Genomic DNA, 22234 nt, shown 5'->3' on the forward strand with positions numbered 1-22234 from the left:
CTGTTCCGCCCTCCTGATTCGGGCCCGATGCGTCTCAGCCTCGCCATCCTCGCTCCGCTTGTCGTCGCCCTGCCGGCGGCCGCCCAGACGCCGTCGCCGGCCGAGCGGGCGGAGGCTGAGCGCCAGGAGCGTCAGCGCGAGCTCGACGCCATCAAGAACGACATGCAGCGCACGGGTGCCGAGCGGGCGCGGATCGAGCGCGAGGTCGCGGCCATGCGGGCCGATCGCGCGGCCATTGTCGGCGCCGGCATCGAGGCCGCCGCCAAGGTCAGGGCCTTCGAAGGCAAAGTGATCGAGAGCGAGGCGAGGCTCGCCGGGCTCGACGGCCGCCAGGCCGAAATCCGCGCCTCGCTCGACGAGCGGCGCGACCTGATCGCCCAGGTGCTCGCCTCGCTGCAGCGCATGGGGCGCCGTCCGCCGCCGGCGCTGCTGGTCGGTGCCGACGACGTCCTGAAGTCGGTGCGAACGGCCATGCTGCTCGGCACGCTGGTGCCGGAGATGCGCGACGCGGTCCGGGCGCTGGCCCGCGACCTCGAGGATCTCGCGGCCGTCCGCCGGTCGATCGCCGCCGAACGCGACACGCTGAAACGCGACATGGTCGCGCTGGACAATGAGCGGATCCGCCTGGAAGCGCTGGCCGAGGCGCGCCAGAAACAGGTCGCCGAGACCGAGCAATCGCTCGACGCCGAGAAGCTCAGGGCGGCCGGCCTGTCGCGCCAGGCCGGCAATCTCGAACTTTTGATCGGTCGGATGGAGACCGAAATCGCCGCCGCGCAACGGGCCGCGGAGGCCGCGCGCACCTCGGTGGTGACCCGCGGACCAGGTCCCGCCGACCGCCGGCAACAGATGGCCGCTTTGCAGAATGCCGGGCGCATGAACCCGGCAATTCCCTTCGCGCAGACCCGCGGGAGCCTGCCTTTGCCGGTTTTGGGCGTGCGTTTGCGCGAATTCGGCGCTTCCGACGGATTGGGCGGAACCGAGCGCGGCCAGTCGATCGCGACCCGCGCCGGCGCCTCCGTGACCGCTCCCGCCGACGGCTGGGTGGTCTATTCGGGGCCGTTCCGAACTTACGGACAACTCTTGATCCTGAATGCCGGGGGCGGGTATCATGTCGTTCTCGCCGGAATGGACAGGATCACCGTTGATCTTGGCCAATTCGTCTTGGCCGGCGAGCCGGTGGGCGTCATGGGTGACGCACCCCCTCCGGCCGCGGCAGTGACAACGGGCTCTTCCCAGCCCGTCCTCTATGTCGAGTTCCGCAAGGATGGGTCGAATATCGACCCCGCGCCTTGGTGGGCCCCTCGGGCTCCGGGCGTTCAGACCAATGAAAGGGTTCGCGGATGATGCGCAAAGCTTCGCTCCTCCTTGCCGGTGCCGCCATGGGCGCGCTCGCGACTGTCGCGGTGTCCCAGCCGCGCGCGATCCTGGGGATGAGCGCGAATGCCGCAGGATCCGACACCTACCGGCAGATCAATCTGTTCGGCGACATCTTCGAGCGGGTGCGCTCGGACTATGTCGAGAAGCCGGACGACGCCAAGCTGATCGAGGCCGCCATCAACGGCATGCTGACCTCGCTCGACCCGCATTCCAGCTTCATGGACGCGCGCAATTTCCGCGACATGCAGGTGCAGACCCGCGGTGAGTTCGGCGGGCTCGGCATCGAGGTCACCCAGGAAGACGGGGCGATCAAGGTGGTCGCGCCGATCGACGACACGCCGGCGTCGAAAGCCGGCATCCTGGCCAATGACGTGATCACCCATATCGACAACGAGCCGATCCAGGGCCTCACTTTGCAGCAGGCCGTGGAAAAGATGCGCGGGCCGGTGGGCTCGTCGATCACCATCCGGGTGACCCGGCCGGGCTCCGCGGCGCCGCGCGATATCCCGATCACGCGCGATCGCATCGTCATCCGCGCCGTGCGCCATCAGATCATCGGCGACGATGTCGGCTACATCCGCATCACCCAGTTCAACGAGCAGACCACCGACAGCCTGCGCCGCGCGCTGGAGGAAATCCGCAACAAGGTGCCGGCCGACAAGCTGCGGGGTTACGTCATCGATCTGCGCAACAATCCGGGCGGCCTGCTCGACCAGTCGATTTCGGTTTCGGACGCCTTCCTGGAGCGCGGCGAGATCGTCTCGACCCGCGGGCGCAATGCCGAGGAAACCCAGCGCTGGAACGCCCGCTCGGGCGATCTGACCGGCGGCAAGCCGCTCATCGTGCTGATCAATGGCGGTTCGGCCTCGGCCTCCGAGATCGTTGCCGGCGCGCTGCAGGATCACAAGCGGGCAACCGTGCTCGGCACGCGGTCCTTCGGCAAGGGGTCGGTGCAGACGATCATTCCGCTCGGCAGCCAGGGCGCGCTCCGCCTGACCACGGCGCGTTATTACACGCCGTCGGGCCGCTCGATCCAGGCGCGCGGCATCGATCCGGATATCGTGACCGAACAGCCGCTGCCGGAAGAGCTGCGCGCGCGTGCCGCCGAGGTGCAGAATCAGAACCGCGGCGAGGCGGGCCTGCGCGGCCACCTGCGCAATCCGAACCAGGAAAACAACGACGAGCGGTCGGCCTCCTCGGGCTATGTTCCGCGTGAGCAGAAGGACGATATTCAGCTGAATCTCGCCCTCGACCTGCTGCGCGGGGTCAAGACCGATCCGAAGTTCCCGCCCGGTACCCGCAGCGCTGCCGCCCCGGCGACGCCTGCGATTGTCGCGCCGACGACGCCTGCGGCTCCGGCCGAACCGGCCACGCCCGCGCCCGCGCCGGCGGCACCCGCGACGCCGGCCCCGGCGACGCCCCAGTAACGGGCCGAAACTGCCAATCCATCGCCTCCGGCATCGGGCCGGGGGCGCGGCCATCTGGTCCGGCGGGCTGTCTCATGTCGCTTTGCTCTTCGCAGACCCGCCAGTTCGCGGGCGAGGTCCTGGCGGCCTATGACGGCCGGCGGCAGATCGGGCCTCTGACCAGTCTGGAGCCGACCTTCTCGCCTGAAGACGCACAAAAGGTCTCGCATGAGATCACCCGGCGGCGGATCGCCCGGGGCGAGACGGTGGTCGGCCGCAAGATCGGCTTCACCAACCGGACGATCTGGGACGAATATGGGGTCTATTCGCCGATCTGGGGCCCGGTCTACGACACGACCTGCACGGATGTGAACGGACCGGCCGAGGCGCCGTTGAGCCATCTGGTCGAACCCCGGATCGAGCCGGAAATCATCTTCGGCTTCAAGGCCGGCGTGACGCCGGACATGGACGAACGGGCGATCCTGGGCGCGATCGGCTGGGTTGCCCATGGTTTCGAGATCGTCCAGTCGCTTTATCCCGGCTGGCGCTTCCAGGCCGCCGATTGCACCGCCGCCTTCGGCCTGCACGGCGCGCTCTATTGCGGCCCTCGGTTGCCGGTCACCGGCGATGCCGGGCCCTGGCTCGCGGCGCTCACCGGTTTTTCCATCACCTTGTCGAAGGACGGCGCCGTGATCGATCGCGGCGTCGCGGCGAACGTGCTCGACGGCCCCCTGTCGGCGGTCCGCCATCTCGCCGGCGTGCTGGCCGGCGATCCGCAGGCCGAGCCGATCGGCGCAGGCGAGATCATCACGACGGGCACGGTGACGCGGGCTTTTCCGATCGCGCCCGGCGAGCGCTGGTCGACCCTGGTCGAGGGGCTCGACGTGCCGCCGATGTCTTTGCGCTTCGTCTGAACGCGGGTTTGGGCGTCAGGTTGCTCGGCCGGCACGGATGGACCGCACAAGCCGTGATGGAACGCGCCGGAACCTCGACGTCATCCCCGGCCGAGCGAAGCGAGGGGAAGGGGATCCAGGGATTGCAGGGCTGGCTCCTCGACGCCGCGAAATCCGCCCGACACATACGCTGATGGCGCGGCCAGTCGACTCCTGGACCCCCTTCCCCTCGCTTCGCCCGGCCGGGGGTGACGTAGAGCTTGTGCAGGCAGTTGGCAGGCCCCACTCGAGCAGGTCGTGCTCTCAAGAGTCCGAAGCCCGACATCCGCCAACCCTTCTTACGTCTCCACCACCGGCCGTTCCGGTTTCTTCTCGGTCTCGCCGGCCATGAACTGTGCCCGTGCCAGGTTGGCGAATATGCCGCCCTGGGCGACCAGCTCCTCGAAGGTGCCGCTTTCGATGACCCGGCCCTGGTCGAAGACCAGGATGCGGGTGGCGTGCCGGATGGTGGCCAGCCGGTGGGCGATGACGAAGGTGGTGCGGCCTTTCATCACCTCGACCAGGGCGGCCTGCAGCTTCTGCTCGGTGGCGGCGTCGAGCGCCGATGTCGCCTCGTCGAGAATCAGCACCGGCGGATCCTTCAACAGGGCACGGGCGATCGACAGGCGCTGGCGCTCGCCGCCGGAGAGCGAGCGGCCGCGTTCGGCGATCTCGGTGTCGAGGCCGTCTGGCTGGCGCGCCAGGAAGTCGGCGGCTTGCGCCCTTTGGCAAGCCGCCCAGATCTCGGCGTCGCTGGCATCGGCCCGGCCGACCTGCAGATTCTCCTTGATGGTGCGGGCAAACAGCATGGGCTCCTGGAACACCACGCCGATATTGCGGCGCAGCGAGACCATGGTGACGTCGCGGATGTCGTTGCCGTCGATGGTGATGCGGCCGGATTGCGGGTCGAACACCCGGTGCAGCAGCGACAGCGTGGTGGATTTGCCCGAACCGGTGGAGCCGACCAGCGCGATGGTGTCGCCGGGGGCCGCGACGAAGGACAGGTCGGCCACCGCGGCGCGCTTGCCGTCATAGGAGAAGGACACGTTCTCGAAGGCGACCATGCCGGCGACCTTGCCGATATCGACGGCATTCGGCCGGTCGCGCACCTGCGGCGTGGTGTCGATGACGTCGAAGAAGTCCTTGATCTTCGGACCTTCCAGGAACACCGCGTTGATGAAGCCGACCAGCGCCTCGAGCCGGGCGATCAGCATGGTGGCGAAGCCCATGAAGGTGACGATCTCGCCGATCGAGGCGAGGCCGTTGATATGCAGCCAGGTGCCGGTCAGGAAGATCGACAGCACGGTCAGGGTCGCCGAGGCGCGCGAGGCGACCGCCGCGATCGCCCACCAGGACAGGACCGGGATCTGGGCCGCCAGCAGGGCGTCGACGGTCGCGCGCATGGCGCGCACTTCGGCGTCGATCCGGGTGAAGGACTGGATCACCGGCACGTTGCCGAGCGCGTCGGTGGCGCGTTCGGCGAGCGCGTTGTGAAACTCCTGGACCTTGCCCTGCAGCGTCTCGGTCTTGCGCAGCACGTAGCTGGTCAGGAAGAAAAAGAAGAACACCATGACGACCAGCAGGCTGCCGAGCCGCCAGTTCACCCACAGCGAGACCGGCACCAGGATGACCAGCGCGATCATCGAGGCGCAATGCTCGCGCAGGAACGACAGCAACAGCCAGGCCATGGCGTTGGAGCCTTCCAGCATCTGCTTCAGGAGCCGGCCGGAATGGGTGCCGGAATGGTAGCTGAGCGGCAGGTTGAGCACGTGCTCGAAGAAATGCTGCATGAAGGCGAGGCGCCGACGATGCGACATGCGGTCGGCGTGTAGCGCCACCAGCACGCCGGCGCCAATGGTGAACAGGCCGAACGACACCCAGGCGGTCACCAGCGGCAGCAATTCCCCCCAGGTGATGGTGCGGCCGCGCGCCTGGGCGTTCGACAAGGCGTCGATGATGCGGCCGAACAGGATCGGCTCGGCGAACATGATGCAGGCCAGCACGATATTGCAGGTGAGCAAAGTGAGGCCGAGGCGCTTCTCCGGCCCCAGTTGCATCAGGACCCGCCAATAGACCTGGAGAAGTGACATGCGCCGCCCTCTGTCGAAACCGCCTGGGTCCCTGTGAAACACGGCACGTCAACAGCCGCAAGGTGAGGTTGGTTCCGAATCCACACGCCCGGCGGGATCGGCAAAGGCCCTAAAACGGCGTCCCGGTGCCAGGCGCGGGCACACCGAGATGGCGCGCGACGGTCGCTGCGATATCGGCGAGGCTGTCGCGCCGGCCGATCGGGCCGGTCGGCTGTCCCGGGCCAAAAGCCAGGATCGGCACGTGCTCGCGGGTATGCTCGGAGCCCTCGAAGGTCGGGTCGCAGCCGTGGTCGGCGGTGATCACCACGAGGTCGCCGGGGCGAAGCCGGGCGGCGAGTTCCGGCAGGCGCCGGTCGAAATCCTTCAACGCCTGGCCATAGCCCCTGGGGTCGCGGCGGTGGCCGTAAAGCGAATCGAAGTCGATGAAATTGGCCATCAGCAAACCGCCCTCGGGCAGCTTGTCGAGGCCTTCGAGCATGCGATCGAACAGCGCCATGTTGCCGGCGGCCTTCAACACCTCGCCGGTGCCGACATGGGCGAAGATGTCGCCGATCTTGCCAATGGTAATGACGGTGCGGCCGGCCGTCTCGGCGAGCTCCAGGATGGTCGGCGCCGGCGGCAGCACCGAATAGTCGCGGCGATTGCCGGTGCGGACGAAATCGGCCGCGGACGCGCCGACGAACGGCCGGGCGATCACCCGGCCGATGCTCAAGGGATCACAGAGCTCGCGGGCGACGGCGCAGACGGCATAAAGCCGCTCCAGGCCGAAGGCCTGTTCGTGCGCCGCGATCTGCATGACCGAATCGGCCGAGGTATAGACGATCGGCTTGGCCGTCCGGACATGCTCCTCGCCGAGCTCGGCGATGATCGTGGTGCCGGAGGCGTGGCAATCGCCGAGAATGCCGGCGAGGCCGCAGCGTCGGACCAGGGCCTCGATCAGGTCGGGAGGGAAACAGGGCCGGGTGTCGGGGAAATAGCCCCAGTCGGTCGCGACGGGTACGCCGGCGATTTCCCAATGGCCGGAAGGCGTGTCCTTGCCGCGCGAGGTCTCGACGCCATAGCCGTAGCGCCCGGCGATCGCACCGGTGGCGGCGAGGCCCGGCGGCAGGCGGCCGGTGGAGGCTTCCGCCGCCTTGGCGAGGCCGAGCGTGGCGAGGTTCGGCAAATGCAGGCCCGGACCGCGCTGGACATACCAGGCGGCGACATGGCCGAGCGTGTCGGAACCGGCATCGCCATAATGCCCGGCGTCTTCGGCGGCGCCGATGCCGACGGAATCGAGGACCAGGATCAGCGCACGGGCCATCCGCTCACCCCGCGATCCGCGCTTGGACGAGCGCACCGACCAGCGCGCCGCCATGGGCGATGGTGACGGCGCCGTGGATCATCGCCGCCGCGGCATCGAAGCCGGCCTCGTCGCGCGAATGCACCATGGCGATCGGCTGGCCCGTTTCGACGGTCTCGCCCAGCATGACCAGGTCGGTCAGGCCGACGGCATGGTCGACCGGATCGGCCGAGCGGGTGCGCCCGCCACCCAGCGCCACCACGCTCATGCCGATGGCGCGGGTCTCGATGGCCGTCACCGTTCCCGCCGCCGCGGCCAGCACCGGTCGGACCAGCGGCGCGCGCGGCAGATGTTTGTCCGGGCTCTCCATCAGGTCGCCGGGGCCGCCGAGCGACACGACCATGCGCTCGAAGATTTCGGCGGCGCGGCCATTGTCGAGCACCCGCTCGAGCTTGCCCTGGGCCTGGTCGAGGTCGGGCGCGAGCTTGCCCAGCACCAGGAGTTCGGCGGCGAGCGCCATGGTGACGCCGTGCAGGCGCGAGCCGCGATGCTGGCCGGTGAGATAGTCGATCGCCCAGCGCATCTCGACGGCATTGCCGGCGGCGTTGGCGAGCGGCTGGTCCATGGCGGTGACGAGAGCCACCGTCGGCAGCCCGGCGCCGGTGGCAACCGTCGCGATCGATTCGGCCAATTCCTTCGATCGGGGGAATTCCGGCATGAAGGCGCCCGAGCCGGTCTTGACGTCCATCACCAGCCCGTCGAGGCCGGCGGCGAGCTTCTTCGACAGGATCGACGAGGTCAGAAGCGGGATCGATTCGACCGTCGCGGTGACGTCGCGGACGCCGTAGATCACCTTGTCGGCCGGCGCCAGGTTGGCGGTCTGGCCGATAATGGCGCAGCCGACATCGCGGACGGTGCGGCGCAGGCGGTCGAGCGAGGGGATCGCGTCGTAGCCCGGGATCGATTCGAGCTTGTCGAGCGTGCCGCCGGTATGGCCGAGGCCGCGGCCCGATATCATCGGAACGAAGCCGCCGGCGGCGGCCACCATCGGTGCCAGCATCAGCGAGACGGTGTCGCCGACGCCACCGGTGGAGTGCTTGTCGAGCACTGGCCCGGGCAAATCGAGGTCGCGCCAGGAGAGCACCTCGCCGGAGCGGGTCATGGCGCGGGTCAGCGCGACCCGTTCGGCCATGGTCATGCCCTGGAAGAAGATCGCCATGGCGAGCGCGGCGACCTGCGCCTCGGTGACCTCGCCCGTGCCGATGCCGGCGACAAAGGCCTCGATCGCCTCCGGCGTCAACGCCCGGCCGTCACGCTTGTCGCGAATGATCTCTTGCGGCAGCAGGGTCATGCGTCAGTCCTTGGCCGATCCCGGCTGTTTTCAGTAGGAAGCATTGGTGGAGGTCCGCGCCGGAACCTGCTCCGCCAGCAAGGCGTCGATGAGGCCGGAAGCGCCGAAACGGAAGGTCCGGGGGCTCGCCCAGGCCGGCCCCATCATCCGATCGGCAAGCGCCAGATAGGCCGCGGCATTCTCGGCGGTGCGAAGGCCGCCCGAGACCTTCAGGCCGACCGGCCGGGACGCCGCGGCAATCTCCTCCAGCATGATGCCGACCGCCTCCGGCGTCGCGGAGACCGGCGTCTTGCCGGTCGAGGTCTTGATGAAGTCGGCGCCGGTACCAATGGCGATGCGGGCGGCCTCCCGGATCAGATGCGGCGATTGGAGCTCGCCGGTTTCCAGGATCACCTTCAAGAGCCTGGTCGGTGGAACGGCGTGGCGCACCGCGCCGATCAGCGCGCCGACGGTCTCGCGGTCGCCCCTGATCAGGGCGCGCCAGGGCAGGACGAGGTCGATCTCGTCGGCGCCGTCGAGCAGGGCATAGCGGGTCTCGTCGGCGACCTGGGTGACATCGGTGCCGCCGGCCGGGAAGTTGACCACGGTCGCGATCCTGACCGGCGTATCCTTGAGCAGGCGCCGGGCCTGCGGCACGAAGCCGGCCCAGGTGCAGACCGCGGCGACCGGCCCGAGCGGCGTGACGGCACGGCCGCAAAGCGTCTCGACGCCGGCCTCGTCGAGCCCGTTCGACAGGTCGGTCAGGTCGAGCAGGGCAATGGCGCGGGCGGCGAAGGCCGATGGCGCGGCCGGGATGGGGGCGGTCATATCGGCATCTCCGTCAGGAAACCCCGGATCACGGCCTCGACGGCGCGGGCGCCTTCGGTTGCGACCGCCTTGGTCTCGCCGTGAGAGGGGGCCTGGGGAACCATTCCCGCACCATAGTTGGTGATCAGCGACAAGGCGACCACGGCAAGTCCGGCGTGGCGGGCGAGGATCACCTCCGGCACCGTCGACATGCCGACGGCATCGGCGCCGAGGCGCTGCAGCATGCGGATTTCGGCCGGCGTTTCGAAGCTCGGGCCGGTCACCCAGGCATAGACGCCGTGGTGCAAGGGGATGCCGCGCCGGTCCGCGCCACGGCTCAGGGCTGCCCTCAGGCCGGGGTCATAGGCATCGTTCATCGGCACGAAGCGCCCGTCGCCGGCCATGCCGATCAGCGGGTTCGGTCCGAACAGGGCGATGTGGTCGGAGATCGCCATGACCGCGCCCGGGGCCATGTCGGCTTTCAGCGCGCCGGCGGCATTGGTCAGGAGCAGCGCCCTGGTACCGAGCTCGGCCAGGCAATCGATCGCCGGCTTCATCACCCGTGCATCGCCCTGCTCATAGACATGGGCGCGGCCCTGCATGACCACGACGCGGCGCCCCTCCAGGCGACCGATGATCAGGCGCCCGGCGTGGCCGGAGACGCCCGCCACCGGAAAGCCCGGCAGGTCGGCATAGGCGATGACGACCGGCTCCTCGACCGCCTCCGCCAGGGGGCCAAGCCCGGTGCCGAGCACGATGGCGCAGTCGACCGGCGCCGGCCCCGCCCGCTCTTTGATGATCGCGGCGGCCGTCATGTCAGGTTGTCCGGTCCGAAGGAGTGCGGCAGCAGCTCGGCGAGCGTGAAGCTGCGCCTGAGCCCCTCGGGCCCGGCGACATGCACCATCACGCCGTCGGCGGAGAATTCGCGCAGGCGCTGGCGACAGGCACCGCAAGGCGTGCACAGCTCCGGCCCGTCGCCGATCACCAGGACCTCGGCGATCTGCCGGTCGCCGGCCAGCAGCATGGCGGAGATCGCGCCGGCCTCGGCGCAACTGCCCACCGGATAGGCGGCGTTCTCGACATTGCAGCCGGCATGAATGGCGCCGGAGGCGGCGCGAAGCGCGGCGCCGACCTGGAAGCGCGAATAGGGCGCATAGGCTTTCGCCTGGGCGTCCCTCGCCCGATCGAACAGGATTTTCAGCGCCGGTGTCACGAACGATCCTTCACATAGGGAGTGCCGGAGGCCTTGGGCGGCGTCGCCTTGCCGATGAAGCCGGCCAGCAGCACCACGGTGAGGATATAGGGCAAAGCCTGGATCGCCTGAACAGGCACCTGGCCGATGCCGGGAAAAGATGTGCCCTGGATGCGCAGCGCGATGGCATCGAGCAGGCCGAACAGCAGGCAGGCGCCGAGTGCGCCCCAAGGCCGCCATTTGGCGAAGATCAGCGCGGCCAGCGCAATGAACCCCTTGCCGGCGGTCATGTCGTTGATGAAGCCTGCCGACTGCGCAATCGCCAGATAGGCGCCGCCCATGCCGCACAGGACACCGGCGACGATGACGGCCTGGTAGCGCAGCCGGGCCACCGAAATACCCGCCGTGTCGACCGCGGCCGGGTTCTCGCCGACGGCGCGCAGGCGCAGGCCCCAGCGCGTCCGGAACAGTGCGAAGGCGGTAACCGGCACCAGGGCGAAGGCGAGATAGACCGGCATTGAATGGCCGGAGACGATCTCGGCATAAAAGGTGCCGGCGACCGGAACCGCCGAGGCGGCCTCGGCGAAAGGCAAGGTGAGCTCGTTGAAGCGCGCGCCGGCCGGCAGCTGCGGCGTCCGGCCGCCCTGGCCGAACCAGGCGTTGCCGAGCACCGCGGTGAGGCCGGAGGCGAGCACATTCAGCGCCACGCCGGAGACGATCTGGTTGCCGCGCTGGCTGATCGAGGCGAAGCCATGGATCAGCGCGAAGCCGACGGAGGCGAGGATGGCCGCGGCGAGCCCGAGCCAGGCATTGGGGATGACCGCGGCCATGGCGCCGGCGGCGAAGGCGCCGACCAGCATCTTGCCCTCGAGCCCGATATCGACGACGCCCGCGCGCTCCGAATAGAGCCCGGCGAGGCAGGCGAAGATCAGCGGCACCGACAGCCGGATGGCGCTGTCGAAGGCGACCAGCAGGATGGTCCAGGCCTCGGCCATTCAAACCTCCCGCATTCTAGGCTTTCCGGGCGGCGAAGCGCCGGTAGAGCCTGGCGAGCCGGTCGGCGAACAGGCTCTCCAGCGCGCCGGCGAACAGGATGACGAAGCCCTGGATGACGACGATCATCTCACGGGTGATCCTCGGCTTTTCGAAGGCGAGTTCGGCGCCGCCCTGGGTCAGGACGCCGAACAGCAGGCTGGCGAGCACGATGCCGAAGGGATGGCCGCGCCCCATCAGGGCGGCGGCGATGCCGACGAAACCGGCGCCGGCGACGAATTCGTTGATCAGCCGCCCCTGCGAGCCGAGGATCTCGTTGGTCGCCATCAGCCCGGCGAGACCGCCCGAGATCATCAGGGCGACGATGGTGATGCGCGCCGGCGAAATGCCGGCATAGACGGCGGCGTCCGGATTGGCGCCGACGGTGCGGATGCGGTAGCCGAGCCGGGTGTGCCAGATCAGCACCCAGACGGCCACCGCGGCGGCCAGCGCCAGCACGAGCGACAGGTTGAGCGGCGAACGGGCGACGGTCCAGCCGAACCAGCCCGCCATGGTGGCGATCGACGGCAAGATCGCGGATTCAGTGAATTTCGCCGTCTCCGGTGCCATCGAGCCAGCCATCTTCAGCGGCCCGACCAGCAGGTAGACCAGCAGGGCCGCGGCGATGAAATTGAACATGATGGTGGTGATGACGATGTGGCTGCCGCGCCGGGCCTGCAGCCAGGCCGGGACAAAGGCCCAGGCGGCGCCGCCGAGCGCGGCGGCCGCAATGCAGAGCGGCAGCAGCAGGGCGGCCGGCAGTTGCGGCAGCGACAAGGCGACGAGCGCCGCGCCGAGGCCGCCCATCAGGGCCTGGCCTTCGCCGCCAATGTTGAAATGGCCGGCATGGAAGGCAACGGCGACGGCCAGGCCGGTGAAGATATAGCTGGTGGCGTAGAACAGGGTGTAGCCGAGACCGTAGTCGGAGCCGAGCGCGCCGCGCAACATGACGGCCAGTGCCTCGATCGGGTTTTCGCCGATCAGCGCGACCACCAGGCCGGCGGCCAGGAAGGCGACCGCGACATTGACCAAGGGTATGGCGATCGCCGTCAGCCAGAGCGGCAGGCCGCGCGCGCTCATGTCCGGTTCTCGCCGATACCGGCCATGAGCAGGCCGATATCGCGCTCGTCGGCGGCGTCCGCCTCGCGTTCGCCGGTGATCCGGCCGCCGCTCATGACGAGCACCCGGTCGGCCAGCGCCAGCACCTCGTCGAGTTCGGTGGAAACCACCAGGATCGCCTTGCCTTCGTCGCGCAGCGCGATCAGCCGGCGGTGGATCAGCTCGATGGCGCCGATATCGACGCCGCGGGTCGGCTGGCCGACCAGGAGCAGGATCGGATCGCGCTCGATTTCGCGCGCCAGCACGATCTTCTGCTGGTTGCCGCCGGAAAACAGCGCCGTGGTCAGGCCCGGATCGGCCGGGCGCACATCGAAGGCGGCCATCTTGGCGGCGCAGTCGGCGACCACGGCACGATGGCTGAGAAAAGGCCCCGGCCCGAACTGCGCCTCGTCGGCACAGCCGAGAACGGCACTTTCGGCGGCCTCGAACGGCGTCACCAGGCCGCGGCGCAGGCGGTCCTCGGGCACGTGGCGCAGGCCGCGGGCGCGCAGGCTGCGCGGATCGTCGCCACCGCCGCAATCGAGCGGCGCACCGGCGAAGGTTATGGTGCCCGAGCTCGGCCGGCGCATGCCGGCGATGATCTCGAGCAGTTCCGACTGGCCATTGCCGGCGACCCCGGCAATGCCGACGATCTCGCCGGCGCGGACGTCGAAGCCGACATGGTCGAGCCGCACGACGCCACGGCCGTCGCGCAAGGTGAGGTCGCGGATTTCGAGCACGGCCGGGCCGGGCTCCGCCGCCGTCTTGGCGAGGTCGAGCGCCACGTGGCGGCCGACCATGAGTTCGGCCAGCTGCTCCTGGCTGGTCTCGGCGGTCCTCACCGTCGCGACCATTTCGCCGCGCCGCATGACCGAGACATGGTCGGTCACCGCCATGATCTCCTTCAGCTTGTGGGTGACGATGATCACGGCCTTGCCTTCGCCGGCCAGGCGGCGCACCAGCACAAACAGCCTGTCGGCCTCGTCGGGGGTCAGCACGGCGGTCGGCTCGTCGAGGACCAGCACCTCGGCGCCACGCACGAGGGCTTTCAGGATCTCGACGCGCTGCAACTGGCCGACCGCGAGATCGGCGACGATCGCGTCGGGGTCGACCTCCAGGCCGTAGTCGCGGCTGAGTTCGGCGAGCCTGGCGCGCGTCGTTCGCGCGGCCCGCGCGGTCAGCACACCGCCCTCGGCGCCGAGCATGAGGTTCTCGATCACCGTGAAGGTCTCGACCAGCATGAAATGCTGGTGAACCATGCCGATGCCAGCGGCGATCGCATCGGCCGGAGCATGGATGTCGACGGCCGCACCGTCGATCGCGATGCGGCCCTGATCGGGCGTATGGAAACCGTAGAGGATCGACATCAGCGTCGATTTGCCGGCGCCGTTTTCGCCGATCAGGCCGTGCACGCTGCCGCGCTCGACCGAAAAATCGACCGCTCTGTTGGCATGGACGGCGCCGAAACGCTTGTCGATGCCGGTCATGGCGACGGCGGGCGCCGTCACAGGTCGATCACCAGGCCGTCGAAGGCGCGTTCCACCGGCAGCTCGGCCGTCCAGTCCAGCATGGAGGCGCCCATATGGGTGAGAATGATCCGTCTGGCCGCGAGTTCGGGCAGGTGGATCGACAAGGTCTGATAGTCCAGATGATTGGCCAGCTTGCGGTCGACGGTATAGCACTCGATCAGCAAGGCGTCGGCACCGCGGCTCAGCGGGATCAGCTGCTCGGTCCAGGAGGTGTCGCCGGAATAGGCGAAGACCCGGTCGTCACGGCTGATGCGGTAGCCGAGGCACGGGCCGGCGCGCTCGTCATGGATCATCGCGAAGGCCTCGATCCTGGCGCCGGCGATGTCGGCCGGCCGGTCCGGTGCGATCTCGACGAAATGCATGTCGAAGGCGCGTTTGGCCTCGAACGAGCCGGGGAAGGCGGCCTCGAGCGCAATGCGCGCCCGTTCCTCGACGCCCTTCGGCCCGGCAATGGTGAGCGGTGCCCGGCGGCGGGTGACGAACTGGGCGTCGAGCACGAAGAATGGCAGCCCGCCGAAATGATCGCCGTGGAAATGGGTGAACAGAATGGCGGAGATGGCATTGCGGTCGATATCGGTCCGGTTCAATGCGGCCATCGAGGTTGCGGCGCAGTCGACCAGCATGGTGGTGCCGTCAGCGGCGACGAGCTGCAGGCAGGTCGAAAACCGACCGCCCGAGCCGAAGGCGTCGCCGGATCCGAGAACGGTGATCCTCATTGCACGGGGCAGCTGTTGGTGGCCATGAAATCGTGAACCTGCAGCCGGCCCGTCCTGATCTCCTCGGCGGCCTTGCTGACCGCGGCGCGCATCTCGGGCGTGATCAGGGCGGCATTGTCGGCATCGTCGGCCCAGTCGACGGCGCCGTCGGCAAGGCCGAGCACGGTCACCCCGGAACGCCAGGTGCCGGCGCGGGCGCTGGTGAAGGCGGCATGGACGGCGACGTCGACCCGCTTCAGCATGGAGGTGAGCATGCGGCCGGGATGCAGTGCGTTCTGGTTGGAATCGACCCCGATGCCGAGCTTGCCGGCATCGGCCACCGCCTGCAGCACGCCGATCCCGGTGGATCCGGCGGCATGATAGATCACGTCGGCGCCTTGGGCGATCTGGCCGCGCGCCAGCTCGCCGCCGCGCACCGGGTCGGAGAAGGCCGCACCGGTGGTGCCGGTCATGTTCTGGATGATGGTGATGCCCGGCCGGGCGGCGCGCGCGCCCTGGACGTAGCCGCAGGCGAATTTGCGGATCAAGGGAATGTCCATGCCGCCGACGAAGCCGATCGTATTGGTCTGCGAGCGCAGCGCCGCCAGCACGCCGACCAGATAGGAGCCTTCGTGTTCCTTGAACAGCACGCTCTGCACATTGGGCAGGTTCACCGCGCTGTCGATGATGGCGAAACGGGTGTTGGGGAATTCGGCGGCGACCTTTTCCATGGCCGCGCGGAACGAGAAGCCGACGGCGACGATCGGGTTCTGGCCGCGCTGCGCGAAATTCCGCAAGGCCTGTTCACGCTGGGTGTCGTTGCGGATTTCGAAGTCGCGATAGTCGATGCCGGTCTCGCGCTTGAACCGTTCGGCCCCGGCGTAACCGGCCTCGTTGAAGGATTTGTCGAAGCGGCCGCCGAGGTCATAGACGATCGCCGGCGCGAAAGCCGGGGTCGGGGCTTGGGCAAGCGCCGGGCCGGCGAGGCCGAGCGCCGCCAGGAGAAGCAGAAGCCGTCTCGGAAAGTGCCGTGTCGTGCAACGTGTCATGGCTATCCCCTGGAACGGCCACCGGTTTGTTTCGGCTTATGCCGCCCCGCGCAGTCTGGCATGCCGTGCCTGCGTGTCCAGATGCGGTGTTTCATAGACATGCGTCGACGCAGGACCCGGTCGCTCGCTTGCGGCTGGCAAGACGGCGATCGGGGTGGCACAGTCGCGGCCCTTTTGGCCAAGACGATCGATCATGACACGCACACAGACGCTCAAGCTTCCCGGTCTCTCGGCGCCCGGTTCCATCGGGATCGACGTCAACGGCGTGCCGCATATCCGCGCCGAGAACGAGGCCGACCTGTTCTTCCTGCAGGGTTTTCACGCGGCGCGCGAGCGGCTGTTCCAGATCGATCTCTGGCGGAAGCGCGGGCTCGGCCTGCTGGCGGCCGATTTCGGCCCGGGCTTCCTCGAACAGGACCGCGCGTCCAGGCTGTTCCTCTACCGTGGCGACCAGGAGGCGGAATATGCCGCCTACGGCCCCGAGGCCAAGGCCACCTTCACCGCCTTCACCAGGGGGATCAACGCCTTCGTCGCCATGACCGAGGCCGATCCGAAGCTGCTGCCGTTCGAATTCGGCCTGCTCGGCACGCGCCCGGCGCGCTGGGCGCCGGAGGACGTGTCGCGCATCCGCACCCATTCGCTCAGCCGCAACGTGCTGTCGGAAGTGCTGCGCTGCCAGGTTCAGGGCAAGGCGGATCACCGCACCGACCTGTTGCGCCGCTGGCTCGAACCGGCCGTCGTGCCGGTGGTGCCGGAAGGCCTCGATCCCGCGACGATCCCGCTCGCCGTGCTCGACCTCCTGAAGCTCGCCGGCGCCAGCGCGACATTTTCCAAGGAAAGACTGGCGGCCAGGCTGGAGGATGCGCCGAAATGGCGCGGCGTCACCGACCTGCTCGAGGTGGTGCTCGACGCCCAGCATACCGGTTCCAACAACTGGGCGGTGCATGGCAGCCTGACCGATACCGGCAAGCCGATCCTCGCCTCCGATCCGCATCGCCTGCACGGCATGCCGTCGCTGCGCCAGCTGGTGCACCTGACCGCGCCCGGCCTCGACGTGGTCGGCGCCGGCGAACCCTGCATTCCCGGCGTCCATATCGGCCATAACGGCACCATGGCCTGGGCCCTGACCATCTTCTACATCGACCAGGAAGACCTCTATTTCTACGAGACCGATCCGGAAGATCCAGACCTCTACCGCTACGACGGCGCCTGGGAGCGCATGCGCGTGGTCGAGGAGACGGTGGCGGTCAAGGGCTGTCCGGATCAGGTTCTCCGGCTGAAATTCACCCGCCACGGGCCGGTGGTGCATGAGGACCGGGACAAGCGCCGCGCCTATGCGATCCGCTCGGTCTGGTTCGAGCCGGGCACCGCGCCCTATCTCGGCACCCACCGGCTGATGCGCGCCAGGACGCTGGCCGAATTCCGTAAGGGCACCGAGACCTGGGGCACGCCTTCGGTCAATTTCGTCTATGCCGACAAGGCCGGGACGGTCGCCTGGATGCCGGCCGGCATCAATCCGGTCAGGCCGAACTGGGACGGGCTGATGCCGGTGCCGGGCGATGGCCGTTATGAATGGGCCGGTTTCCGCGACAGTTCGAAAATGCCGCTCAGCGAAAATCCGCCGCACGGCTTCGTGTTCTCGGCCAATGAGATGAACCTGCCCGCGGACTGGGATCACAAGGCCCATCCGATGGGCTTCGAATGGGTCGAACGGGCGCGCGCCACCCGCATCGAGGAGGTGCTCGGTTCGGTCAAGCCGCACAAGCTGGCAACCTCGCGGGCGCTGCAGACCGACGTGGTCTCGGTGCCGGCGCGCCGGGCGAGCAGGCTGCTCGCCGGGCTCGCCGCCACCGATGCCGACGCGGCGCTGGGCCTCGCCATTCTCACCGGCTGGCAGGACCATGCGCTGACCGCGACCTCGGGACCCGCCGCCTTGTTCGAGGTCTGGTGGAGCCGGCACCTGAAGAAGGCGCTCTGGGCGGCGATCGTGCCGCACGACCTGCACGGCCTGATGGCGCCCGGCGACGTCGAGGGCACGCTTGCCGCGCTGGAAAACCCGGACGAGCGGTTCGGCGCCGATCCGCGGGCCGGCCGCGACGCGGTGCTGCTCGGTTCGCTCGCCGCCGCGGTGCGCGACGTCAAGGCCTTGATCGGCGACAACCCCGAGGCCTGGGCCTGGGGCAAGCTGCATCACGGCCAGTTCGACCATCCGCTGAGCGCGCTGATGACGCCGGAACAGGCCAAGGCGACCTCGGTCGGGCCGCTGCCGCATAGCGGATCGAGCGCGACGCCGATGCATACCGGTTACCGGGGAACCGATTTCCGCACCATGATGGGCTCGTCGTTCCGGCTGGTGGTGGATCTCGCCGATCTCGACCGGTCGGTGGCGATCAATACGCCCGGCCAGTCGGGCGATCCCGCGTCGCCCCATTACCGCGACCTGTTCGAGCGCTGGGTCACCGGCGACTATGCCGCGCTGCCCTATTCGCGGGCGGCGGTCGATGCCGCCATCCACCTGGAAACCCGCTGCGAACCCGGCTGATCGCCGCGTCCGGACGCGCCCGGACGGCCATATTTCGGGACCCGCAACATTTGCCCCTGATCATGACGCGCTTCTGAAACCTGCCCTCCCTAGCGTCTGCGTCCTGTTCGCAGATGTTGGGGAATGGCATGACCGATCACGATGCGCTCACTGAACTCAATCAGGCCCTGATCGCCATCGATGTCATCCTGCGCAACGGCAAGCTCGATGCGGCCAGGGTATCGGCGCTGGCGCGCGAGGCGCGGCGCTCGGCCGAACGGATCAGCCGGACCCTCGACGACCAGGAGCCGCCGGTGCCCTGCGGCGGCGTCGGCGCGGAGCGTCCGGCCGAAGCCGCGGGCCTGTAGCTCACGCGCCGGACAAGCGTTCAAGCCGCCTGCGCCGTCAGCCGTTTCCACAGCCGCCCGTCGATCGCCGCCAGGCCGAGCCCGATCAGGGTCATGCCGACCACCTGAGTCCAGGCGAGCCTTTCGCCGAGAACCAGGCTGCCGAGCAGGATCGCCGAAACCGGGATGAGGAAGGTGACCAGCATCAGATTGGTCGGGCCGGCGCTTTCCAGGATCTGGAAGAAGATCACATAGGCGAGCGCGGTCGACAGGATGCCGAGCCCGAGCAAGGCGAGAATGGTCGTGCCGCCGGGCATGGCGAGCGTCCAGGGCCGGTCGGCCAGGGCGACGATCGGCAGCATCATCAGCGTGGTCAGGGTCACCTGGCCCCAGGCGGTGACCGCGGGCGCGATGCCGAGCGGTTTGATGCGACGTCCCCAGAGACCGGAAAAGGCGTAGGACAGCGCGGCGGCGAGACAGGCGAGCAGCGCCCAGACCGGCGTATCGAGCGCGCCCGTCACCGCCGGCCCGATCAGCACGACGACGCCGGCAAAGCCCAGCAGCAGGCCGGCGATCTTGGGCGGGGTCGCCTTTTCGTCGGTGGTGAACAGATGCATCACCACCACGGTGAACAGCGGCGTCGTCGCATTGAGGATCGCGGCGAGGCCCGACGGGATCACGGTCTGGCCCGAAAAGATCAGGGAGAACGGGATCAGGTTGTTGAGGATCGCCATGACCAGCAGCGTCCACCAGGCCTTGCGGCCGCGCGGCCAGGCCAGGCCGCTGGCCTTGACGAAGACGAACAGCGCGACCGCGGCAATCGTCACGCGGGCGAGGACGACGGTCAGCGGCGGCAGGTCGGCAAGCGCCACCTTGACGAAAAAGAACGAGCCGCCCCACAGCACGGAGAGCGTGAGCAAGAGAACCCAGTCGCGTGGAGACATGAAAACGCCCTTCCGAATCAGCCCTCGCGGCGAGCCCTCATCTTAATCGACAATCGCAGGGCGGCTCGCCACCCGTTCTCTGCGCGGCTGTTTCCCGACGCAACAAACCCGGCGGCACGGTGTCATTGACTTGCCTCGGTTCTGTGAGACGCTTTGCCCGGTAGCGATGGACGGCTCCGATTCGCGGAGATTTTCGAGGGAAAGTCAGCATCCATGGCCGGCGCGATGGAGCGGTTGCACAAGGCGGTCCTGAAGGCGCGGGAGACCGATCCCGGCCACTCGCGCACGGCCCGGCTGATGCAGGGCGGCCGGGCCAAGATGGCCAAGAAACTGGTCGAGGAAGCCGCCGAAGTGACGATCGATGCGGTCTGCGGCGACCGCGACGCGGTGGTGCGGGAAAGCGCCGACCTGCTCTACAATCTGACGGTGCTATGGGTCGACATGGGTATCACGCCCGACCAGGTCTGGACCGAAATGCAGCGGCGCGAGCAGCTCTACGGCATCGCCGAGAAGCTGCATAAGGGCCCGGCCGCGATCGTCGACGGCGCGGTCAGTTTCGGCGCACCGGCGTCGGGCGACCGTAAGGCCTGAGCGGCGGTCGTTGTTTAAAGCTTTATCATCTCAGATTGAAACGAGCGCCGAAGGACGGCTAACCTTTTTGCAGCGGCTCTCAACTGCTGCAATCGCGCTCTAATCCCTGAGGAACAGCGGCAGGTCGACCGGCGGGTTGCGCACCTCGCGGTTGACCGCGTTGAGCATGCCGACCGCCCGGCGGATCAGCCAGCCGTCGCGGTTCGGACAGCCTTCCTCGGCCAGCGACTGGGCCGATCGCAGGGTGCGGACGAGCCGGCTCTTGTCCGGTCCCGACAATCCCGCCCGTTCGACCAGCACGCGGGTGCGCATGAATTCGGTCGCGCCGGCGCAAACGTCGCCGCGCGCGATGAACTGCGCCGCCGCCGGGCCGGCGCCGGCGAAGATCGCCAGCGTCAGGGCCGCCGCGGCGAACAGGCGGGCGGCCATGGCCGACAGGCTGGACGGGTCGCCGTGGACGGCGACCGTCTTCAGGCGCGCGGTCTTGCCCTGGATGACGGCCACCTGCGAGCGGGCGACCCCCAGCGCGTCGGCGACCAGGTGTTCGAGCGCCGCATTGGCCTTGCCATCCTCGGGCACCGCCCGGACGCGGGCCTTGACCACGGCACGCCCGTCGGCGAGGCGATCGGTTCCCTCGATCGCGTCGCGGCCGCCGCGCGGCGTCAGGCGGACATCAAGGAACAGCGTGTCATTGGCGAGCCGATAGGGCGAGGCCGTCATGGCGAGGCGCTCAAAACACGTTGGGGTAGCCGTAGCGGATCAAGAGCTGCTGGATCAGGATGATGCCGAGCAGCACGACGATCGGCGACAGGTCGACCGCACCGGTCGCGGGCATGCGCGCCCTGATCGGCGCCAGGACCGGCTCGGTCAGCGCCCGCAATGTCGTATCGATCTGGGCAACGATCGGGTTGCGGTAGTTCACGACGTTGAATGCAACAAGCCAGGACAGGATCGCCGAGGCGATGATCACCCACCAATAGATATTGAGGGCAATGATGATGACGTCGAAGAGCGCTTTCATGGGGCCCCGTTAGGACAAATCGGACTGGTAGGTCGCAAGGCCCCGATTTATGGAGCCGGGCGCTCACCGGGGCAAGCGCTACGTTTCGCGCTCCGGCTGTGTCATCCGGCCGCGAAGGACGACCGCTGCGCCCAACCGGTCATGCGGTTCTCCAGCCAGACGGTCGCCATGTACATGACCACGCCCAGGATGGCGAGCGCGATGAGGGAGGCGAACAGCAGCGGCACGTTGAAATCGGCGGAGGCGCGCGCCATCAGGTTGCCGATGCCGAAGCGCGAGGCGTTGTATTCGGCGATCACCGAGCCGACATAGGCAAGCGTGATCGCCACCTTCAGCGAGCCGAAGAAATAGGGCAGGGACCGGGGAATGCCGACCTTGGTCATGATCTGCAGCTTGGAGGCGCCGAGCGCCTTCAGCACGTCTTCGGTCTCCGGTTCGATGGTGGCGAGCCCGGTCGCGACGTTCACCACGATCGGGAAGAACGAGATCATGAAGGCGGTCAGCACCGCCGGCAGCCAGCCGACGCCGAACCAGATCACCAGGATCGGCACGACCGCGACCTTCGGCACCGAATTGAAGCCGACCAGCAAGGGGTAGAAGCCGGCATAGAAGAACCGGCTGGCGCCGAGCAGCAGGCCGAGCAGGATGCCGAAGGCGACCGCCAGGCCGAAGCCGGCCAGCGTCATCCAGGCGGTGTGAAAGGAATGCAGGCCGATCTGGCGGCGGAATTCCCAGAGCGAGACCGCGATGTCGCTGGGCGCCGGCAGCACGAAGGTGGAGACGTTGAGCGCCCGGCAGAACAGTTCCCAGGCGAGAAAGGTGCCGGCGGTACACAGGAGCGGCGCCAGCTGCAGCGACAATTTGCTGCGGTCGAGCGCGCTCGCGGTCACCACGCGCGAGAGCAGCAACGCGACATAGGCGAGCACGCCGGCCACCAGCCCGACCGGCCACCAGGCGAGCAGGACGTCTGATATCACCTGCATGGCGGGCC

General features: G+C 68.5%; 20 protein-coding genes and 1 pseudogene. 6 read left to right on the top strand and 15 right to left on the bottom strand.

The window, feature by feature from the left end:
* Positions 1 to 27 precede the first annotated feature (27 nt).
* The 3 genes from AC07WJ_RS02155 (at position 28) to AC07WJ_RS02165 (ending at position 3697) form a co-directional block, all read left to right on the top strand.
* Positions 28 to 1344, top strand: coding sequence for a murein hydrolase activator EnvC family protein (locus AC07WJ_RS02155; protein ID WP_494932884.1), 1317 nt, complete (start codon positions 28 to 30; stop codon positions 1342 to 1344).
* Positions 1341 to 2804, top strand: a complete 1464-nt coding sequence (locus AC07WJ_RS02160) for a S41 family peptidase (RefSeq protein ID WP_494932885.1) — start codon at positions 1341 to 1343, stop codon at positions 2802 to 2804. The genes AC07WJ_RS02155 and AC07WJ_RS02160 overlap by 4 nt, the downstream gene beginning before the upstream one ends.
* 74 nt (positions 2805 to 2878) lie before the next feature.
* Positions 2879 to 3697 (top strand): 2-keto-4-pentenoate hydratase, encoded by an 819-nt coding sequence (locus AC07WJ_RS02165; protein WP_494932886.1) that lies wholly within the window; start codon positions 2879 to 2881, stop codon positions 3695 to 3697.
* 317 nt (positions 3698 to 4014) lie between these two features.
* Here AC07WJ_RS02165 and AC07WJ_RS02170 read toward each other — a convergent pair whose 3' ends face one another.
* The 11 genes from AC07WJ_RS02170 to AC07WJ_RS02220 all read right to left on the bottom strand — a co-directional run bounded on the left by AC07WJ_RS02170 (position 4015) and on the right by AC07WJ_RS02220 (position 15819).
* Positions 4015 to 5805, bottom strand: a complete 1791-nt coding sequence (locus AC07WJ_RS02170) for a glucan ABC transporter ATP-binding protein/ permease (RefSeq protein ID WP_494932887.1) — start codon at positions 5803 to 5805, stop codon at positions 4015 to 4017.
* Positions 5806 to 5914: 109 nt separating this feature from the next.
* A complete protein-coding gene (locus AC07WJ_RS02175) occupies positions 5915 to 7108 on the bottom strand; it encodes a phosphopentomutase (protein WP_494932888.1) in 1194 nt (397 codons plus the stop codon).
* Positions 7109 to 7112: 4 nt separating this feature from the next.
* Positions 7113 to 8438: a thymidine phosphorylase gene (gene deoA, locus AC07WJ_RS02180; protein WP_494932889.1), complete on the bottom strand. Its 1326-nt coding sequence runs from the start codon at positions 8436 to 8438 to the stop codon at positions 7113 to 7115.
* 30 nt (positions 8439 to 8468) lie between these two features.
* Positions 8469 to 9245: a deoxyribose-phosphate aldolase gene (gene deoC / locus AC07WJ_RS02185; RefSeq protein ID WP_494932890.1), complete on the bottom strand. Its 777-nt coding sequence runs from the start codon at positions 9243 to 9245 to the stop codon at positions 8469 to 8471.
* Positions 9242 to 10039, bottom strand: a complete 798-nt coding sequence (locus AC07WJ_RS02190; RefSeq protein WP_494932891.1) for a purine-nucleoside phosphorylase — start codon at positions 10037 to 10039, stop codon at positions 9242 to 9244. The genes deoC and AC07WJ_RS02190 overlap by 4 nt, the downstream gene beginning before the upstream one ends.
* Positions 10036 to 10437 carry a cytidine deaminase gene (locus tag AC07WJ_RS02195; protein ID WP_494932892.1) on the bottom strand — a complete coding sequence of 134 codons (402 nt, stop codon included), beginning with the start codon at positions 10435 to 10437 and terminating at the stop codon, positions 10036 to 10038. Before AC07WJ_RS02195 ends, AC07WJ_RS02190 begins: the two co-directional genes overlap by 4 nt.
* Positions 10434 to 11411 (bottom strand): ABC transporter permease, encoded by a 978-nt coding sequence (locus AC07WJ_RS02200; protein WP_494932893.1) that lies wholly within the window; start codon positions 11409 to 11411, stop codon positions 10434 to 10436. Before AC07WJ_RS02200 ends, AC07WJ_RS02195 begins: the two co-directional genes overlap by 4 nt.
* A gap of 16 nt (positions 11412 to 11427) precedes the next feature.
* Positions 11428 to 12528, bottom strand: coding sequence for an ABC transporter permease (locus AC07WJ_RS02205; RefSeq protein ID WP_494932894.1), 1101 nt, complete (start codon positions 12526 to 12528; stop codon positions 11428 to 11430).
* Positions 12525 to 14033: an ABC transporter ATP-binding protein gene (locus AC07WJ_RS02210; RefSeq protein ID WP_494933813.1), complete on the bottom strand. Its 1509-nt coding sequence runs from the start codon at positions 14031 to 14033 to the stop codon at positions 12525 to 12527. Before AC07WJ_RS02210 ends, AC07WJ_RS02205 begins: the two co-directional genes overlap by 4 nt.
* Positions 14034 to 14050: 17 nt before the next feature.
* A complete protein-coding gene (locus AC07WJ_RS02215; RefSeq protein WP_494932895.1) occupies positions 14051 to 14791 on the bottom strand; it encodes an MBL fold metallo-hydrolase in 741 nt (246 codons plus the stop codon).
* Positions 14788 to 15819, bottom strand: a complete 1032-nt coding sequence (locus tag AC07WJ_RS02220) for a BMP family lipoprotein (RefSeq protein WP_494932896.1) — start codon at positions 15817 to 15819, stop codon at positions 14788 to 14790. The genes AC07WJ_RS02215 and AC07WJ_RS02220 overlap by 4 nt, the downstream gene beginning before the upstream one ends.
* A gap of 193 nt (positions 15820 to 16012) precedes the next feature.
* On the opposite strand from AC07WJ_RS02220, the gene AC07WJ_RS02225 reads away from it, so the two are divergent.
* Complete coding sequence (locus tag AC07WJ_RS02225; protein WP_494932897.1) at positions 16013 to 18361, top strand: penicillin acylase family protein; 2349 nt, start codon at positions 16013 to 16015, stop codon at positions 18359 to 18361.
* Positions 18362 to 18489: 128 nt separating this feature from the next.
* Positions 18490 to 18708, top strand: coding sequence for a hypothetical protein (locus AC07WJ_RS02230; RefSeq protein ID WP_494932898.1), 219 nt, complete (start codon positions 18490 to 18492; stop codon positions 18706 to 18708).
* Between the two features lie 20 nt (positions 18709 to 18728).
* On the opposite strand, the gene AC07WJ_RS02235 is transcribed toward AC07WJ_RS02230, so the two are convergent.
* Positions 18729 to 19631 (bottom strand): DMT family transporter, encoded by a 903-nt coding sequence (locus tag AC07WJ_RS02235; protein WP_494932899.1) that lies wholly within the window; start codon positions 19629 to 19631, stop codon positions 18729 to 18731.
* Between the two features lie 213 nt (positions 19632 to 19844).
* Here AC07WJ_RS02235 and hisE point away from each other — a divergent pair, with 213 nt between their 5' ends.
* The gene (gene hisE, locus AC07WJ_RS02240; protein WP_494932900.1) at positions 19845 to 20222 is read left to right on the top strand and encodes a phosphoribosyl-ATP diphosphatase; all 378 of its coding nucleotides are present in this window, start codon (positions 19845 to 19847) and stop codon (positions 20220 to 20222) included.
* 414 nt (positions 20223 to 20636) lie between these two features.
* Here the strand turns inward: hisE and AC07WJ_RS02245 are convergent.
* The 3 genes and pseudogenes from AC07WJ_RS02245 to AC07WJ_RS02255 form a co-directional block, all read right to left on the bottom strand.
* Positions 20637 to 20942: pseudogene (locus AC07WJ_RS02245) on the bottom strand (DUF167 family protein); the annotation flags it as partial.
* A 10-nt stretch (positions 20943 to 20952) separates the two neighbouring features.
* Positions 20953 to 21243: a YggT family protein gene (locus tag AC07WJ_RS02250; RefSeq protein WP_494932901.1), complete on the bottom strand. Its 291-nt coding sequence runs from the start codon at positions 21241 to 21243 to the stop codon at positions 20953 to 20955.
* Positions 21244 to 21344: 101 nt separating this feature from the next.
* Positions 21345 to 22226: an ABC transporter permease gene (locus AC07WJ_RS02255; protein ID WP_494932902.1), complete on the bottom strand. Its 882-nt coding sequence runs from the start codon at positions 22224 to 22226 to the stop codon at positions 21345 to 21347.
* Between the last annotated feature and the right edge of the window lie 8 nt (positions 22227 to 22234).

The sequence above is a fragment of the Phreatobacter sp. GW821-FHT04C01 genome (genome assembly GCF_059420385.1).

What these genes read in the sequence shown, in the direction of transcription:
- AC07WJ_RS02155 (WP_494932884.1), top strand. Translation starts at nt 28, where the DNA reads ATGCGTCTCAGCCTCGCCATCCTCGCTCCGCTTGTCGTCGCCCTGCCG.
- AC07WJ_RS02160 (WP_494932885.1), top strand. Translation starts at nt 1,341, where the DNA reads ATGATGCGCAAAGCTTCGCTCCTCCTTGCCGGTGCCGCCATGGGCGCG.
- AC07WJ_RS02165 (WP_494932886.1), top strand. Translation starts at nt 2,879, where the DNA reads ATGTCGCTTTGCTCTTCGCAGACCCGCCAGTTCGCGGGCGAGGTCCTG.
- AC07WJ_RS02170 (WP_494932887.1), bottom strand. Translation starts at nt 5,805, where the DNA reads ATGTCACTTCTCCAGGTCTATTGGCGGGTCCTGATGCAACTGGGGCCG.
- AC07WJ_RS02175 (WP_494932888.1), bottom strand. Translation starts at nt 7,108, where the DNA reads ATGGCCCGTGCGCTGATCCTGGTCCTCGATTCCGTCGGCATCGGCGCC.
- deoA (WP_494932889.1), bottom strand. Translation starts at nt 8,438, where the DNA reads ATGACCCTGCTGCCGCAAGAGATCATTCGCGACAAGCGTGACGGCCGG.
- deoC (WP_494932890.1), bottom strand. Translation starts at nt 9,245, where the DNA reads ATGACCGCCCCCATCCCGGCCGCGCCATCGGCCTTCGCCGCCCGCGCC.
- AC07WJ_RS02190 (WP_494932891.1), bottom strand. Translation starts at nt 10,039, where the DNA reads ATGACGGCCGCCGCGATCATCAAAGAGCGGGCGGGGCCGGCGCCGGTC.
- AC07WJ_RS02200 (WP_494932893.1), bottom strand. Translation starts at nt 11,411, where the DNA reads ATGGCCGAGGCCTGGACCATCCTGCTGGTCGCCTTCGACAGCGCCATC.
- AC07WJ_RS02205 (WP_494932894.1), bottom strand. Translation starts at nt 12,528, where the DNA reads ATGAGCGCGCGCGGCCTGCCGCTCTGGCTGACGGCGATCGCCATACCC.
- AC07WJ_RS02210 (WP_494933813.1), bottom strand. Translation starts at nt 14,033, where the DNA reads ATGACCGGCATCGACAAGCGTTTCGGCGCCGTCCATGCCAACAGAGCG.
- AC07WJ_RS02215 (WP_494932895.1), bottom strand. Translation starts at nt 14,791, where the DNA reads ATGAGGATCACCGTTCTCGGATCCGGCGACGCCTTCGGCTCGGGCGGT.
- AC07WJ_RS02220 (WP_494932896.1), bottom strand. Translation starts at nt 15,819, where the DNA reads ATGACACGTTGCACGACACGGCACTTTCCGAGACGGCTTCTGCTTCTC.
- AC07WJ_RS02225 (WP_494932897.1), top strand. Translation starts at nt 16,013, where the DNA reads ATGACACGCACACAGACGCTCAAGCTTCCCGGTCTCTCGGCGCCCGGT.
- AC07WJ_RS02230 (WP_494932898.1), top strand. Translation starts at nt 18,490, where the DNA reads ATGACCGATCACGATGCGCTCACTGAACTCAATCAGGCCCTGATCGCC.
- AC07WJ_RS02235 (WP_494932899.1), bottom strand. Translation starts at nt 19,631, where the DNA reads ATGTCTCCACGCGACTGGGTTCTCTTGCTCACGCTCTCCGTGCTGTGG.
- hisE (WP_494932900.1), top strand. Translation starts at nt 19,845, where the DNA reads ATGGCCGGCGCGATGGAGCGGTTGCACAAGGCGGTCCTGAAGGCGCGG.
- AC07WJ_RS02250 (WP_494932901.1), bottom strand. Translation starts at nt 21,243, where the DNA reads ATGAAAGCGCTCTTCGACGTCATCATCATTGCCCTCAATATCTATTGG.
- AC07WJ_RS02255 (WP_494932902.1), bottom strand. Translation starts at nt 22,226, where the DNA reads ATGCAGGTGATATCAGACGTCCTGCTCGCCTGGTGGCCGGTCGGGCTG.